The sequence below is a fragment of the Streptomyces sp. NPDC033221 genome (assembly GCF_055577005.1).
The window spans coordinates 301,564-315,992 of sequence record NZ_JBVIQN010000007.1 but is presented as its reverse complement, the minus strand read 5'-3'; the positions used below and the strand labels follow the sequence as shown (position 1 = coordinate 315,992).

Annotated in this window: 13 protein-coding genes; 6 read left to right on the top strand and 7 right to left on the bottom strand. The window is 74.2% G+C overall.

Annotation, left to right across the window (positions count from 1 at the left end):
- The first annotated feature begins 44 nt into the window (after window positions 1–44).
- Window positions 45–878 carry an alpha/beta fold hydrolase gene (locus ACZ53K_RS12265; protein WP_468834465.1) on the top strand — a complete coding sequence of 278 codons (834 nt, stop codon included), beginning with the start codon at window positions 45–47 and terminating at the stop codon, window positions 876–878.
- A 224-nt stretch (window positions 879–1,102) separates the two neighbouring features.
- Here ACZ53K_RS12265 and ACZ53K_RS12260 read toward each other — a convergent pair whose 3' ends face one another.
- Both ACZ53K_RS12260 and ACZ53K_RS12255 read right to left on the bottom strand, forming a co-directional pair.
- Window positions 1,103–1,429, bottom strand: a complete 327-nt coding sequence (locus ACZ53K_RS12260) for a transcriptional regulator (protein ID WP_468834463.1) — start codon at window positions 1,427–1,429, stop codon at window positions 1,103–1,105.
- On the bottom strand, window positions 1,426–1,980 hold the full coding sequence (locus ACZ53K_RS12255) for a hypothetical protein (protein ID WP_468834461.1): 555 nt from the start codon (window positions 1,978–1,980) through the stop codon (window positions 1,426–1,428). Before ACZ53K_RS12255 ends, ACZ53K_RS12260 begins: the two co-directional genes overlap by 4 nt.
- A 130-nt stretch (window positions 1,981–2,110) precedes the next feature.
- On the opposite strand from ACZ53K_RS12255, the gene ACZ53K_RS12250 reads away from it, so the two are divergent.
- Window positions 2,111–2,488, top strand: a complete 378-nt coding sequence (locus tag ACZ53K_RS12250; RefSeq protein WP_468834460.1) for a hypothetical protein — start codon at window positions 2,111–2,113, stop codon at window positions 2,486–2,488.
- A 178-nt stretch (window positions 2,489–2,666) separates the two neighbouring features.
- Window positions 2,667–2,837 carry a hypothetical protein gene (locus tag ACZ53K_RS12245; RefSeq protein WP_468834458.1) on the top strand — a complete coding sequence of 57 codons (171 nt, stop codon included), beginning with the start codon at window positions 2,667–2,669 and terminating at the stop codon, window positions 2,835–2,837.
- Window positions 2,838–2,886: 49 nt separating this feature from the next.
- Here the strand turns inward: ACZ53K_RS12245 and ACZ53K_RS12240 are convergent, their stop codons facing one another.
- Both ACZ53K_RS12240 and mnmA read right to left on the bottom strand, forming a co-directional pair.
- Entirely contained in the window at window positions 2,887–3,222 is a 336-nt protein-coding gene (locus ACZ53K_RS12240; RefSeq protein WP_468834456.1) for a hypothetical protein, read from the bottom strand.
- A 161-nt stretch (window positions 3,223–3,383) separates the two neighbouring features.
- Window positions 3,384–4,502 (bottom strand): tRNA 2-thiouridine(34) synthase MnmA, encoded by a 1,119-nt coding sequence (gene mnmA / locus ACZ53K_RS12235; protein WP_468834455.1) that lies wholly within the window; start codon window positions 4,500–4,502, stop codon window positions 3,384–3,386.
- Window positions 4,503–4,556: 54 nt separating this feature from the next.
- Here mnmA and ACZ53K_RS12230 point away from each other — a divergent pair, with 54 nt between their 5' ends.
- Together ACZ53K_RS12230 and ACZ53K_RS12225 are read left to right on the top strand one after the other, a co-directional pair.
- Window positions 4,557–5,246 carry an N-acetylmuramoyl-L-alanine amidase gene (locus ACZ53K_RS12230; RefSeq protein WP_468834454.1) on the top strand — a complete coding sequence of 230 codons (690 nt, stop codon included), beginning with the start codon at window positions 4,557–4,559 and terminating at the stop codon, window positions 5,244–5,246.
- A 58-nt stretch (window positions 5,247–5,304) separates the two neighbouring features.
- Entirely contained in the window at window positions 5,305–5,868 is a 564-nt protein-coding gene (locus tag ACZ53K_RS12225; protein ID WP_468834452.1) for a hypothetical protein, read from the top strand.
- 76 nt (window positions 5,869–5,944) lie between these two features.
- On the opposite strand, the gene ACZ53K_RS12220 is transcribed toward ACZ53K_RS12225, so the two are convergent.
- The gene (locus tag ACZ53K_RS12220; protein WP_468834450.1) at window positions 5,945–7,114 is read right to left on the bottom strand and encodes a cysteine desulfurase family protein; all 1,170 of its coding nucleotides are present in this window, start codon (window positions 7,112–7,114) and stop codon (window positions 5,945–5,947) included.
- A gap of 165 nt (window positions 7,115–7,279) precedes the next feature.
- Here ACZ53K_RS12220 and ACZ53K_RS12215 point away from each other — a divergent pair, with 165 nt between their 5' ends.
- Window positions 7,280–8,110 (top strand): alpha/beta fold hydrolase, encoded by an 831-nt coding sequence (locus ACZ53K_RS12215; protein WP_468834448.1) that lies wholly within the window; start codon window positions 7,280–7,282, stop codon window positions 8,108–8,110.
- Window positions 8,111–8,115: 5 nt separating this feature from the next.
- On the opposite strand, the gene ACZ53K_RS12210 is transcribed toward ACZ53K_RS12215, so the two are convergent.
- A complete protein-coding gene (locus tag ACZ53K_RS12210) occupies window positions 8,116–13,386 on the bottom strand; it encodes an SAV_2336 N-terminal domain-related protein (protein WP_468834446.1) in 5,271 nt (1,756 codons plus the stop codon).
- Window positions 13,383–14,402 (bottom strand): AAA family ATPase, encoded by a 1,020-nt coding sequence (locus ACZ53K_RS12205; RefSeq protein WP_468834444.1) that lies wholly within the window; start codon window positions 14,400–14,402, stop codon window positions 13,383–13,385. Before ACZ53K_RS12205 ends, ACZ53K_RS12210 begins: the two co-directional genes overlap by 4 nt.
- Window positions 14,403–14,429: the final 27 nt, after the last annotated feature.

The window sequence follows — 14,429 nt, the reverse complement described above, 5'->3', positions numbered from 1 at the left end:
CTCGCGTCTCCCCCTGCGCAACGTGCGACTTGACTCTGACACTGATGTCAGACCTTAGCGTCGGCTACATGATCAACGATTCCTCGCTCCGCCTGCCCGACCTCGATGTCCTCGTGCGGGGCAGCGGCCCCGCGCTCCTGCTCGCCCATGGCGCCGGTGGCGGCATCCAGGGCAACTTCGGCCTCGTCCTCGACGACCTCGCCCAGGACCACACCCTCGTCGGCCCGCATTACCCGGGGGCGGGCGGCTCCCCCGTGGCCACCGCACCTCTGGACCTGGACGACCTCGCCGACCGGCTGGTCGCCGCCGCCATCGCGGCGGGCCAGGAGTCGTTCGCCGTGCTCGGGGAGTCGCTCGGCAGCGCCGTGGCCGTCCGGGTCGCCGCCCGGCACCCCGAGCGGGTCCGGGCACTCGTCCTCACCGCCGGCTTCCCGGTCGCGGACCCCGTCCTGGGCCTGGCCGCCCGGCTCATCAAGTCCCTGGCGGGCGCGGGCCTGTGGGATGACGTGGCCCGGCTCGCCTGCCTCTCGTGCCTGTCGCCGACGGACCTGGCGGACATCTCACCGACCGACCTCGACACCGCGGTCGCCCAGACCCTGGCCGGGATGCCCCCCGGCATGCTGGACCACTTCGACCTGGTGTCCCGCGTGGACGTCCGCTCAGACCTGGCCAACCTGTCCGCGCCCACCCTGGTGATGGCACCCACCGGCGACCGGCTGGTGCTGCCGGAAAGCTCGTACCGGCTGGCGGCGGGCATCCCGGGCGCCAAGCTGATCGAACTGCCCGGCGCGGCCCACATCCTGAACGAGACCGACCGCGCGACGTGGCTGCACCACGTCCGCGAGTTCCTCGGCGCTCTCCCCGCCGCGTCGGCGTGACCGCTCCACCCCGCACGCAACCGGCCCGTCGACCCTGACCACCCGCGGCTGCGGCGGCCCTGACGCGCAGAACGTGAGCGCTTCGGGGCCCTGCCTGGGCAAGTAGCTGATTGATCGGATGCTGCCGGGCCACCTCAAAAATGCGAGGTGCCCGGCAGCACTCTGCAAGGATCGGGGACGCCGTCACAGCCCCCGCACGATCGCTGCTTTCCCGTACGCGGCAGTCAGGCGTCCGGGGCGGTGTCCTGGCCGGATGCACGCCGGAGCAGCTGCTGCAGGGCCGCGACGTGCCCGCCGTAACGGGCCTGGCCCAGCGGGGTCATACGGAACCAGGTACGTGGACGCCGCCCGACCCCGCCCTTGCGGATGTCGATGTAGCCCGCGTCCTCCAAGGCACGGCTGTGCTTCGACACCATCGAATCGCTCAGCCCCGTCGCCTCCCGGACCGCGCGGAACTCCACCCACTGCGGGCCCGCGGCCAGCAGCGCACAGATCGACAGCTTCGGCAGCGGATGGATCACCGGGTCCAGCTCCCCGGGTGCGTCGGTCACCGGCGCCGGCTCCCCGTCAGGATGTCGCCGCGGATCCCCGCAGCCATCCAGGTCAGCAGGAACGCGATCACGCACCCCGCGAACACCGCGACCACGATGGCCGCCCATGCGGCACCGCTCGACGGCCCGCTCAGCCGGCCCAGCCCGAACACCACCGCCACACCGCCCAGGCACACCAGGACGAACGCGGGGAAGCGCCGGCGCAACGACGGATACACCGCGAACGGCAACACGTCCCGCCGATTCATCCCGGACCGCACGGAGAACAGCACGATCACCGCCAGGAACAGCAGACCGCCCACCTGGCCGTACGGCAGGTCCGGAACACCCAGGCGCCGGTAACCGGCCGCCGGGAACGCGCTGCCGGCCGCAAGCGCCCAGGACACCGCGGCCACCACCGGAAACCACCGGCCCAGCCGGACCCGCCCAGCCGCGACCCGGCGCTGACGAACCACCACGTCCATGCCCGCCCGGTACTCGTCCATCCACTCGCTCCCGCACGCAACGTAACTTTCCAGGTAGAAAGTACTTTCCAGGGCCACATCCAGCAACCCGGGTCCGAAGAGCCCCAGTGGCGGTGCCGTTGCACAAACCGGGGCCGGTCTCCCGGCTGACACGGTGGGTTCCTCGGGCAGGGGAGCCAGGCTGGGTCCCGTCGGCGGCCAGTGCTGTAATCGCATCGTGAAAGCGCTGCTCTTACTGTCCGTTCCGCTCATGGTGTTCGTCGTGCCGACAGCCGGGGTCTGGCTGCTGGGGCGACGAGCGAAGGTCCCTGCCTGGATGCTGGCCGTGTTCTTGTCGGCCGGGTGGCTGGCAGTGATCGTCGGCGGGTTTCTCTCGCAGCGAGCGCTGGGTGGTCTGTTTCCGGAGACATCGCCGTGCCATCGCACCGGCACCCCGATCGTGCAGTACTTCCCGCCCGACTCGTTCTGCCTGCACGATGACGGGGAATGGCGAACGGTCAATGGGCCAACCGGCAAGTTCGTGTTCTGGACCGTCTTCGGCACTGCCCTCGCCGCACCGGCAGCCGCCCTCGTCAGACGCCGTCCATGGACCTGAATGCCGCGTGCAAAGCGGCCAGAGCTGTCCCGGCGCGGTCATGGATGACCGAGAGATGTTCGTCCGGGTTCATTCACCGGTCTGGGTCATCGCGGTGAATTGGCGTGGGATTCCGGAACCGGCAAGCGGCCGACATCATGTTGAATGCACAGCGGACGAAGAACTCGACTGGGGACCCATGAATCAGCTGCCCGAGAACGTGGACCGTGACATTCTGGAGGACCGGGCAATTCTCGCGATCAAGACGATCCGTGAATCGTTCGGCTGCACCCTTCGCGAGGCGGTCGATGTCTACGCCCAGCGATACGAGGAGCTTCGCCGCGATCGCCCGGACTGCTGCCCACGGTGAAGTTCATGATGCAAACGCCGCCTGCCGCGCGCCTACCGTGCGAGCTTGCCTACGACAGGCTGGGGCCGCCGACGCCGTCGTGAGCGGAGTGACGGGTGAGCAGGACGTTGAGGTCGGCCAGTGGTGTCGTCCGGGGCCAGGGAGATTGTTCCCGGCGGCCGCTCCAGGTCAGATGTACCACCGCCCAGCGGAAGGAACGGTCGGAGACGCTGAACAGCACGTCGTCGCAGGCTTCGCACCGCGCCGCCGCGCGGACCCGGGCACCGTACAGCAGGTGGTCCGGTGGCAGTTCGCGGTGCAGTTCCCGTTCCAGGCCGTGCAGGCCGCCGTCGGGCGCCCACCATGGGGCGGGGAGTCGGCCGGGATGGTCTGGGATGTGCGGCACCGTTCCATAATGAAGGGTGCCTCGCGGATTCTCCGCCGTGACCTCCTCCGTGTGCCGGGTGCATGTCTGGTGGATTGCACTCCGGTCATTGACCAGGCCGAGGCGGTGGCTGGCCAAGGTGCGCAGGTCCGCACCCGGCCCCACCGCCCCCCGCCCGCGGGTCACGCCGCCGCGCGGGCGCGGTCCGTCGTCGCGATGGTTGCCGAGCCGACCACCCGGGTGCCGTCGTACAGCACGATGGCCTGGCCGGGGGCGACGCCGCGGACCGGCTCGGTGAAGGTGACGTGCAGTGTGTCGTCGATCAGGTCGGCGGTGACCTCTGTCTCGCCGCCGTGGGCGCGCAGCTGGGCGGTGTAGGTGCCGGGGCCGGAGGGTGCGGCGCCGCACCAGCGGGGGCGGACGGCGGTCAGTGCCGTCACGTCCAGGGCTTCGGCCGGGCCGACGGTGACGGTGTTGTCGACCGGGGAGATGTCCAGGACGTAGCGGGGCTTGCCGTCGGGGGCCGGGGTGCCGATGCGCAGGCCCTTGCGCTGGCCGATGGTGAAGCCGTACGCGCCCTCGTGGGTGCCGAGCTTCGCGCCGGACTCGTCGACGATGTCGCCCTCGGCCGTGCCGAGCCGCTTGGCCAGGAACGCCTGGGTGTCGCCGTCGGCGATGAAGCAGATGTCGTGGCTGTCGGGCTTCTTGGCGACGAACAGGCCGCGCCGGGCGGCCTCCTCGCGGATCTCCGCCTTGGTGGTGAGGGTGTCGCCGAGCGGGAACATGGCGTGGGCGAGCTGCCTGTCGTCGAGCACGCCGAGGACGTACGACTGGTCCTTGGCCATGTCGGAGGCGCGGTGCAGCTCGCGGCTGCCGTCCGGGTGCTGCACGACCGTGGCGTAGTGGCCGGTGCAGACCGCGTCGAAGCCGAGGGCGAGCGCCTTGTCCAGCAGCGCGGCGAACTTGATCTTCTCGTTGCAGCGCAGGCAGGGGTTGGGGGTCCGGCCGGCTTCGTACTCGGCGAAGAAGTCCTCGACGACGTCCTCGCGGAAGCGTTCGGCGAGATCCCACACGTAGAACGGGATGCCGATGACGTCGGCGGCGCGGCGCGCGTCGTGCGAGTCCTCGATCGTGCAGCAGCCGCGGGCGCCGGTACGGAAGGACTTCGGGTTCTCGGAGAGCGCGAGGTGCACGCCGGTCACGTCGTGGCCGGCCTCGGCGGCACGGGCGGCGGCGACGGCGGAGTCGACACCGCCGGACATGGCGGCGAGCACACGGAGGCGGGGAGCGTCAGTCGTCATAACCCTTCCAGGGTAGACGGAACCACCGACAGCCCTCCAAGCGTTGTGCAGCGCATGGGAGACGCGGGGGAGACCGGGCAGCCGGCCGGCCAGGGATTCAGCAGGCGGGCCCTGCTGCTCGGGGGCGCGGGGACGGTGCTGGCGGGCGGTGCGGCGTACGCGCTGCACGACGATCTGCTGCGCTGGTGGTGGCGCCTGCCGGGCCGCAAGAAGCCGCGGACGGACGGCGCGGTGGACTACGGCGGCGCACGCTGGGTCCCGGCCGCCTCGGCGAACTGGCGGCAGGCCGACCGCCCGGACGATTTCACCGTGGACCGGGTCGTCATCCACGTCGTCCAGGGTGGCTACACGGACGCGCTGCGGGTCTTCCAGAGCCCGCTGCACGGCGCCGCGGCGCATTATGTGGTGCGCAAGGACGGGCAGGTGGCGCAGACGGTCCGGGAGCTGGACGTGGCGTATCACGCGGGCAACCGCGCGTACAACGAGCGCAGCATCGGCATCGAGCACGAGGGCTTCGTGGACCGCCCGGCGTCCTTCACTCCTGCCATGTACGCATCATCCGCGCGGCTGACCGCCGGGATCTGCCGGCGCTACGGCTTCCCCGCCGACCGGCAGCACATCGTGGGCCATGTGGAGGTACCGGGCACCGACCACACCGATCCCGGGCCACACTGGAACTGGCGGCTGTACCTGGACCTGGTGCGCGCCGAGCTGCGCCGGCCGTCCCCCACGCCGGGGGCGTGATCCGGGGCCGCCGGGGCGCCCGGGCGCCGCGCGGCGCCCCTCGCGGAACGGACCACTCATGGCGTACGACAGAGCCCCGGCCACCGGGCCGGCCCACCGGAGCACCGGCACCAGCACCGGGCCCGGCCTCGCCGAGGACCGCACCTTCGGCCGCGTCCGGCTGGACCTGGACGCCGAAGCCGGCCTGCTCACGGTGCGGGGCGATCGGGTGGCGACGGCCGGGCTGCAACGCGCGCCGGGCGCGCCGGCGGCCGGACACGTACCGATCGGCACCCGCGACGGCGCGTACCTCCACCTGTCCGTCGACGGCCGGCCCGCGCACATCACTCCCGCGAAGGGACGGCTGACCCGGCGCTCCCACCGGGTGTGCGTGATCTACGGCGGCGCCGTGTACCGGCTGCTGCCGGACTCCCCCAACGGGAGCCGACTGGTCAAGGAGGGCCGCCGGATCGCGGACTTCTCCTCGGACGGCACCGGGCACGTCTGGGCCGACTGGCATCCGGACGTGGCGCCGCCGCTGCGCGAGGACGCCGCGATCGGGTACGCCCTCGCCGCGGCCTTCGGCACCGGCGCCGAGCCGACCTGGCGGCTGCTCCTCCAGGCCCTGCTCGACTGGCTCTGAGGGGCAGGGCCCCGGGCCGGCTTTGACCGGCAGGTCTTCCCTGGGGACCGGCTCCGACCGGCAGGTCTCCCCCTGGTCAGCTCAGTCCCGCGCTCCGCGCCCGTTCCACCACCGGGCCGATCGCCTCCGCCAGCGCCGCCACATCCGCCTCGGTGGTGGTGTGGCCCAGCGAAAAGCGCAGCGTGCCGCGGGCCAGGTCGGCGTCCGTGCCCGCGGCGAGCAGGACGTGGCTGGGCTGGGCGACGCCCGCCGTGCAGGCGGAGCCGGTGGAGCAGGCGATGCCCTGGGCGTCCAGGAGGAGGAGCAAGGAGTCGCCCTCGCAGCCGGGGAAGGAGAAGTGCGCGTTGGCGGGGAGGCGGCCCGCCGGGTCGGGGTCGCCGCCGAGGACGGCGTCCGGGGCGGCGGCGCGTACCGCCTTGACGAGGTCGTCGCGCAGGGCACCGATGTCGCGGGCGAATTCCTCGCGGTGCGCGACGGCGTGCCGCGCGGCGGCGGCGAACGCGGCGATGCCGGGGGTGTCCAGGGTGCCGGAGCGCACCTGCCGTTCCTGGCCGCCGCCGTGCAGGACGGGTACGGGCGCGTACTCGCGCCGCAGCAGCAGCGCTCCGACGCCGTACGGCCCGCCGATCTTGTGCGCGGAGACGGTCATCGCGGCCAGCCCGGAGGCCGCGAAGTCGACCTCCAGCTGTCCGAACGCCTGGACCGCGTCGGAGTGCAGCGGCACGTCGAATTCCGCCGCGGCCTCGGCCAGTTCGCGGACCGGCATGATCGTGCCGATCTCGTTGTTGGCCCACATCACGGTGGCGAGGGCGACATCGTCGGGGTTGCGGGCGATCGCCGTGCGGAGCGCGTCGGCGTGCACCCGTCCGTACGCGTCGACGGGCAGCCATTCGACGTGCGCGCCCTCGTGCTCGGCGAGCCACTCCACGGCGTCCAGGACGGCGTGGTGTTCGACGGGGCTGGCCAGGACGCGGACACGGGCCGGGTCGGCGTCCCGGCGGGCCCAGTACAGGCCCTTGACCGCGAGGTTGTCGGCTTCGGTGCCGCCCGCGGTGAAGACCACCTCACTGGGGCGCGCGCCGAGCGCGGAGGCGAGGGATTCCCGCGCCTCCTCGACGGTGCGCCGGGCACGCCGGCCGGCGGCGTGCAACGAGGACGCGTTGCCGGTGACGGTCAGCTGGGCGGTCATCGCCTGCACCGCCTCCGGAAGCATCGGAGTGGTGGCGGCGTGGTCGAGGTAAACCATGGTGCGCACGATTCTACGAGCAGGCGCGGGGGCGCATGGCGGGCGCGTAGGGGCTCGGCTCCACTCCCCCGGCCGAGCGCGCGCCGGAGCCGTCGCCCCACGGGCACCCACCGGCCCTCGCGGCACCCCTCGACACCCTTGTAAGGAGTTACTACGCTTACGGTCATGACAGAGTGGCGTTTGGACCGTACGTACCGCAGTACCGCCGGTGAAGTGCGCTGGACCGCACTCGGCGAGGAGGGGGCGCCGCCTCTGGTCCTCCTGCACGGGACACCGTTCTCCTCGTACGTCTGGCGGGGCGTCGCACGGGCACTGTCCGCCCGCTTCCGGGTGTACGCCTGGGACCTGCCGGGCTACGGCGCCTCCGAGAAATCCGCGGGCCAGGACGTATCCCTGCCCCACCAGGCCGAGGTCTTCACCGAGCTGCTCGCCCACTGGGGACTCGCCGACCGGGAACCCACCGTCGTCGCCCACGACTTCGGCGGTTACGTGGCGCTACGGGCCCACCTCGTACACGGCGCGCGCTACGGGCGCCTCGCGCTCGTCGACGCGGTCGCCCTCACCGGCTGGGGCTCCGCCACGTACCGCCTGCTCGGCAGCCACAGCGATGTCTTCGCCCAGCTGCCGGCCAGCCTGCACCGGGCCCTGGTGACCGAGTACATCTCCTCGGCGAGCCACCCCGGCCTGCACCCGGCCGTACTGGAACGGCTGGTGGCACCGTGGTGCACGGAGGAGGGGCAGCCCGCCTTCTACCGCCAGATCGAGCAGAACGGTCTGCACACCACCGCCGACCTCGACGGCCGCTACGGCGAAATCACGGTGCCCACGCTGGTGTGCTGGGGCGCGCAGGACACCTGGCTGCCCGTCACCTGGGCGCACGGCCTCGTGTCGGCGATCCCCGGCGCCCGCCTGCACCTCTTCGAGGGCGCCGGGCATCTCGTACAGGAGGACGCGCCGGCGGAGCTGGCGGCGGTACTCGGGGCGTTCGCCGCGTAGGGCTCTCACGCCCCGCCAGGCTCCAGGGGCGGCCGCAGCGTCGGTCCCGCCGAGCCGGTCGCGTTGAGCGTCTCGTACAGGGCGAGCGCTTCGCGCCAACGCTCCTGGGCCCGCTTCTCCTGGCCCAGGGCGTCCAGTGCGTGGGCCAGCAGACTCAGCCCGTCGGCCATCCGCCGGTCGCCGCCCGCCTCCGCGAGCAGGCGTACCGCTTCCTCCGCCGCTTGTACGGCGCCGTCCGGCCAGTTGACGGCCAGGGAGGACTCGGCGGTCCGGAGCTGGGTCAGGCCCATCCAGAGCCGCTGCCCGGCCTCGCGGAAAAGGGGTGCTGCCTCCTGGAGGGCGGCCAGCGCTTCCTCGTGGCGGCCCGCTTCGGCCAGGGCGACGGCGAGGAAGTACAGCCCCGTGCCGAGACGGTGCCCCTGGCCCATGGCGCGGTAGATCTCCACGCCATGCCGGGCGAGCCCGACGCCCCGCGCCGCCTCCCGGTCGCGGACGCTCAGCCGGGAGCGCTCCACCAGTACGGCGGCCTCGCCCAGCCGGTCCCCCTGCACCTGGCAGTGGCTCATGGCCAGGGTGAAGTGCTGCCCGGCGTCGGGCCCGCGCAGCCCGACCGCGGCGGCGCCGCGCACCAGCGGCGCACGGCCGCTGGTCACCGGGTCTTCCGCGTCGAGCCCCAGCCGGTACGCACGGCGGGCCTCCTCGTCCGCTTCGCTGAACCGGTCGGCCGTCAGGCAGGCACGGGCACGGGCCAGCCGGGCCCGCGCCTCCGCGCGCTTGTCACGCCCCGCGACGGCCCGTCCGGTCACGGCGAGGGCGGCCTGTTCGTACCGGTCCGTCAGATGCCCCCTCCCCAGCAGGGGTTCGAGGAGGAGCAGCGTGTCGGCGCACCGGGCGGTGTGCGCCCCGGACGGCAGCCCCACCGTCTGCTGGACGATGGACAGCGCGCCGGATCCCTCCGCGGCCCACCAGTCCGACGCCGCCGCGCGGTCCGCGAGCGGGCGGGCCTTGACGGGGGCCGCGGGCGGGGCGCTCCGCTCCAGGAGCAGGGCGCCGGGCGCGTCGAGGCCGTACGCCCGGTGGGCGGTGACCAGGTACCAGTCGAGGAGCCGGGACAGCGCGGCGGTGCGGTCCTCCGGTGCGGTGTACCGGGTCAGTTCGTCGTAGGCGAAGGTGGCGAGCGCCTCGCGGTGCCGGTAGCGGCCGGCGGCTGCGGTCTTCAGCAGTCCGGTCCGCACCAGGGTGTCCAGGTGCGTCCGGGCGGTGGCGGGGTCGGTGCCGGTCAGGGCGGCCACGGCGTCGGCCGGCAGGTCGGGGCAGTGCGGCAGCGCCAGCAGCCGGAAGGCGGCGAGGGCCGGCGGGGCGAGGTCGTGGGTGAGGCGCAGCGCGGTGCTGTGGATCATGGCTTCGGCCGCCGTACGGTCCGCCGGGCCGTCCACCATCAGCTCCGCGGCCACCGCCTCGACCGCGGCCTCCGAACAGCCGCACGCCTCCAGCGCCGCGCGGGCCACCGCGCGGCGGGCCGCGACCCGTTCCTCGCCGACCCGCAGCGCGAGGATTTCGAGCGCGTCGGTCAGGCTCAGGCTCTCCAGGTGCAGGGACAGGACGCCGCTCAGGCCGGCCGGCGGCCGGTCGCGGCCGATGACCAGGGCGGCGCCCGCGGCGTCCGGGAGCAGGGGCAGTACGGGCCCGACGTCGCGCACCTCGTCCAGGACGACGACCAGGCGCAGGGCACCGGCCGCCGCCCGGTAGAACGTCACCCGCTCCCCGGCCTCGGCGGGGATCTCCTCGTCGCGGTAGCCGAGCTGGCGCAGCAGCACACCGGCCAGTTGCGGTACCGCGGCTTCCGGTTCGCCCTCGGCCGGCATGATCGCGTACAGCCGCCCGTCCGGGAACCGGTCCTGCACCGCGTCGGCCACCCGCGCCGCCAGGCTCGTCTTGCCGACGCCCGCGCCCCCGGAGATGACGCAGGCGTTGCGTCCCGTCGGCCGCTGCCGCGTCAGGTGGTCCGCCAGCTGCCCCAGTTCGGCCGCCCGGCTGCCGCTCGCGCGGTCCTGCCGGGGCCCGTACCGGCCGGCCCGCAGGAGGCTGCGCAGCCCCGGGGAGACCGGTTCGTCGTGGGCGAGGGCGCGCGCGAGGAGTTCGCGGGTGCGTTCGCGGGCCGGGTCCAGGTAGAGCAGCCAGGTCAGCGCTTCCTCGGCGGCGGCGTGCCGGCCCAGGCGCAGTTCCATCTCGGTGCGGTCCTCGACCAGGGTGCGGCGCCGGTCGGCCAGCCGCCGGGACTCGGCGCGCAGATACGGCCCCGGCAGGCCCGCCAGGGGCTGGCCGCCCCGCCACAGGGCGACGGCCGCGTCCAGCAGGTCCCTGGCGCTGTCCCAGTCCCGGGCGGCGCGGGCGCCGCGGGCCACGGTGACCAGGTCGTCGGCCCGGCGCAGGTCCACGTCCAGGTCGGTCCTGGCGGTCCGGCGCAGCGCGTAACCGCCGTTCTCGGCGACGAGGACGTCCGCGTCCGGCCCCAGTGCCTTGCGCAGCCGGGAGGCGTACGTACGCAGGGCGGCGTGCGCGGAGTTCGGCGGGTCGTCGCCCCACAGGGCGTCGATCAGGTCGGCCTCGGAAATGACCCGCCCGGCGCGCAGGACGAGCACAGCGAGCAGCGCGCGCTGCTGCGGTGAGCCGGTCGCCAGATCCACACTGCCGCGCAGCATCCGCACCGGGCCCAGCACAGTGATGCGCAGCGGCTCGCGCGGGGGCCGCGGGGCGGGGGTGTCCCGGTCCGACCAGCCCTGGTTCCGCGCGAGCGTCAGCAGTTCCCGCAGGCGGGCGCGGGAGGGGGTGCGGGCGAGCAGTTCGGACAGTTCGGCCTGGGCCTCGTCGTACCGCCCGAGCCACAGGTCGCACTCGATGCGGTCCTCGGTCAGGGTGTGCCGCCACTCGGTCAGCCGCAGCCGCTCGGACTGCGCGTACGGGCCGGGGAGCCCGGACAGCGGCTCGCCGCGCCACAGGGCGAGGGCCGCTTTCAGCAGCGTGCGGGCGCGGTCCCACTCCCCCGCGTCCCGGGCGGCGCGGGCGGCACGCTCGTACCCCTCGGCGCGTTCCAGGTCCAGGTCCATGTCGGTGCCGGCGTCGCCGCGCAGGGCGTAGCCGACGCGCTCGCGGACCAGGATGTGTTCGTCCTCGCCGAGGGCTTTGCGCAGCCGCGTGATGCTGTGGTCCAGCATCGAGCGGGCGCTGCGGGGCGGGTCGCCGCCCCAGAGCGCGTTGAGCAGTTCGGCTTCGGAGGCGACGCCTTCGTGGCGCAGGAGGAGGGCCGCGAGCAGCGCCCGGTCCATGCGGGACGGGACCTCGATGCGCTGGTCGCCGCGCCACAGGCCGACCGGTCCGAGCACGGTGAAGCGCAGCGGCTCGCGCAGTTCCTCGACGGGCAGGACGGGCACGGGGCGGCCGGCGGCTGCGGGCGGGGCCGGTTCGGCGGCGGGCTCCGGCGATGTGTCCGGCTCATCGGCGGGGGGTTCTTCGGCGGACGGGGCGTCTCCGGCCAGGGACCCCACGGGGTCCGCCACCAAGGCGGCGTGGGCGGAGGTGTCCACCACGGCTGTTCCGGTACGGCTGCCCGGGAGTCCGCCCTCGGCCCCCGCGTCCGTCACCCGCGGCAGCACGCTGCCGCCCAGCCGCTCCAGCACCGGACTGGCCAGCACCGCGAACGCCTGCGCCGACTCCTGGAGGCGCATCTCGCCCGTCTCGTCGGCGACCAGGGCAGGGAAGTCGGGCAGCCGTCCCATGTACGGCTCCAGGGCGCGGCCGACCGCCTCGACGACGGCCAGCGACTGCTGGGTGCCGAGGCCGCTGAAGAGGAGTTCGCGCACGCCGGGCCGGAAGTCGTAGACCGGCTGCCCGGGGCCGGTGCCCAGCGGCCCGCCGAACGCGCCGAGGGCCCGCGCCCCGTGCGGGGCCGCGGCACGTTCCAGCAGGCCGCCGAGGAGGATCTCGGCGACCTGGGTCGGTCCGGCGTCGCTCATCGTGGCGGCCCGCACCAGCTGCATCAGGGGCACGGTGAGCGGGTTGATGGCGGAGAGCCGTACGGCCAGGCGGTACGACTCGGGCGAGAACGCGCCGCGGAAGTGCGCGACCAGGTCCTCCGCCGAGCCCGCGGGCCGCGGCGGGTCCTGCTCCGGGTCCTCGCCCAGCAGCACCGTGTCGATCAGGTGCGGGACGCCGGGGCGGGTCAGCAGCGCGGCCCACTGGCCGAGCCCGCCGGGCGTCAGGGGGACGACGGGCAGCGCCACCGTGCCCGGCTCCTCGGCCTCGGGGTCCGGTTCGCCGGTCAGCGGGTCGAGCACGGTGGTCCGGTCCGGGCCGGCGAATTCCACGGGGGAGGTCAGCAGCCGGGGCTGGGCATCCAGGGCGGTGCCCCGCCACAGGCGCCGCGGCAGCGGGTGCAGGACCGCCACCGGCCCGTACCGCCCCCAGCGGCGCACGGCACGCGCCGCGTCCGGGGTCCGCCACCCGGGGCTCGTACCGTCGGTGAGGACGAAGGTCAGCGTGGGCCCGGCGGCCCACGGCAGCCGGCCCAGGGCGGCCATCCGCCGGGGGTCGAAGGCGCACACGCGCACGCTGCGGAAGATGCCGCCGCGGTCCAGCACCGCCCGCAGCTCACCGGCGAGCTGGCCCCACACCTGCATCGAGGGCGCCTCGTCCACCAGCAGGACGGCGGACCAGCGGTGTTCCCGGTCGGGCCGGGAGACGACGTCGAACAGCGCGGTCTCCGCGGCGAGCCGGACGGTGGCCTCCACGTCGGGCACACAGCGGTGGGGGTGCGGCTCGGACCGGCGCAGTGGGCGCAGGGCCCGGGAGAGGTGCTGGGGTCGGGCGAGCGCGCGGCGGCCGGGCGCCCGAGCGGGCCGGGCCCGCCGGCTGAGCGTGCTGCCGCCCTCGCTGCCCATCGCGTACAGGGAACGCTGCGCGGGGAGTACGGACGCGGCGGCGCCGTCGGGCAGGCCTCCGGCCCTTTCGCCGTCCCGTGGATCGTCCGTACCGTCCGGGCCGCCCGCCTCCCCCGGGCCGCCGCCGGCCCCGTCTTCGCGCGTGTCCGCCGGTTCCGTGCCCCCGGCCGGGCCGCCGTCCGGGCCCGGCCCGGTGTCCTCGTCGGGCGCCCCGCCGGGCACGGCGGAACGGCGCTCGCCCTCGCGCACCGCGCGGGCCAGCCATAAAACGTCCAGCAGTTCGCTCGCACCGAGGTCGTACCCCTGGCCCGCGAGGATCTGCCGCAGCCGGTCGATCATGGCGACATGGGTTCGTCCAGGCGGTGCATGACCGCGGAGAGCAGCTCGTCCTTGGTCAGGTCGGCGCCGGTGATGCGCAGGTGGACGGCGGCCAGCAGCTGATCGGTGGCGAGCGTCTCGGTCTTGGAGCGCTGGAGGAAGCCGTCGATGAGGTCCTCGGCCTCGGTGAGCGCCTGCGGCCCCAGGTTGTGGGCGACGATCTGGCGCAGCCGCTCGGGCGTCGGATCGGGCAGGTCCAGGCGGACGCAGCGGCGCAGGAAGGCGGGCGGGAACTCCCGTTCGCCGTTGCTGGTCATCACCACGACCGGGAAGTGCGCGCAGGAGACGACGCCGCGGTGCACCCGGACCCGGTCCCGGCTGCCGTCGGTGAGCACATGCACGTCCTGGTGCTGCTCGGACAGGCGCGCCAGCTCCGGGATCTCGAACTCGCCCTCCTCCAGGACCACCAGCAGGTCGTTGGGCAGGTCGATGTCGGACTTGTCCAGCTCGTCGACGAGCAGCACCCGGGGGCGTTCGGTGGCCGCCAGCGCCGTACCGAGCGGGCCCAGGCGCAGGTAGTGGCCGATGTCCGTGGTGAAGGAGCCGCGGTGGTCCTTGAGCCGCCGCGGCGCCGTACGGGCCGCCTCGCGCTCCCGGCGCAACGACGCCTCGCGCAGCCGGCCCACCGCGTCGTAGCGGTAGAGCGCGTCGGCGAGCGTGGAGCGGGAGTTGACGGACCAGCGCAGGACGTCACCGAGCCCCAGCTCGGCGGCGACGGCGCGGGCCAGCGAGCTCTTGCCGGTGCCCGGGCGACCGGTGACCAGCAGCGGGCGGTGCAGGTGCAGGGCGGCGTTGACGACGGACACCTCGTTGCGGTCCATCAGATACGGCGCGGGCGTCTCGGCCCGCCTGCGGGCGGCCGCGAAGTACCGCCACGGGGGCGCCGCCGGCAGGGGTGCGGGACCGCGGAACACCCACCAGCCCTCGGGCTCCGGCCCGGCTTCCGGGCCGTGGTCGGGTGTGCTTGGTCGGGCCACGGGTCGTTCTCCTTCGTCCTTGCTCGC

Coding starts and splice junctions, on each gene's coding strand:
- ACZ53K_RS12215 (WP_468834448.1), top strand. CDS start 7,280: ATGACAGAGTGGCGTTTGGACCGTACGTACCGCAGTACCGCCGGTGAA.
- ACZ53K_RS12230 (WP_468834454.1), top strand. CDS start 4,557: ATGGGAGACGCGGGGGAGACCGGGCAGCCGGCCGGCCAGGGATTCAGC.
- ACZ53K_RS12245 (WP_468834458.1), top strand. CDS start 2,667: ATGAATCAGCTGCCCGAGAACGTGGACCGTGACATTCTGGAGGACCGG.
- ACZ53K_RS12220 (WP_468834450.1), bottom strand. CDS start 7,114: ATGGTTTACCTCGACCACGCCGCCACCACTCCGATGCTTCCGGAGGCG.
- ACZ53K_RS12265 (WP_468834465.1), top strand. CDS start 45: ATGTCAGACCTTAGCGTCGGCTACATGATCAACGATTCCTCGCTCCGC.
- mnmA (WP_468834455.1), bottom strand. CDS start 4,502: ATGACGACTGACGCTCCCCGCCTCCGTGTGCTCGCCGCCATGTCCGGC.
- ACZ53K_RS12225 (WP_468834452.1), top strand. CDS start 5,305: ATGGCGTACGACAGAGCCCCGGCCACCGGGCCGGCCCACCGGAGCACC.
- ACZ53K_RS12210 (WP_468834446.1), bottom strand. CDS start 13,386: ATGATCGACCGGCTGCGGCAGATCCTCGCGGGCCAGGGGTACGACCTC.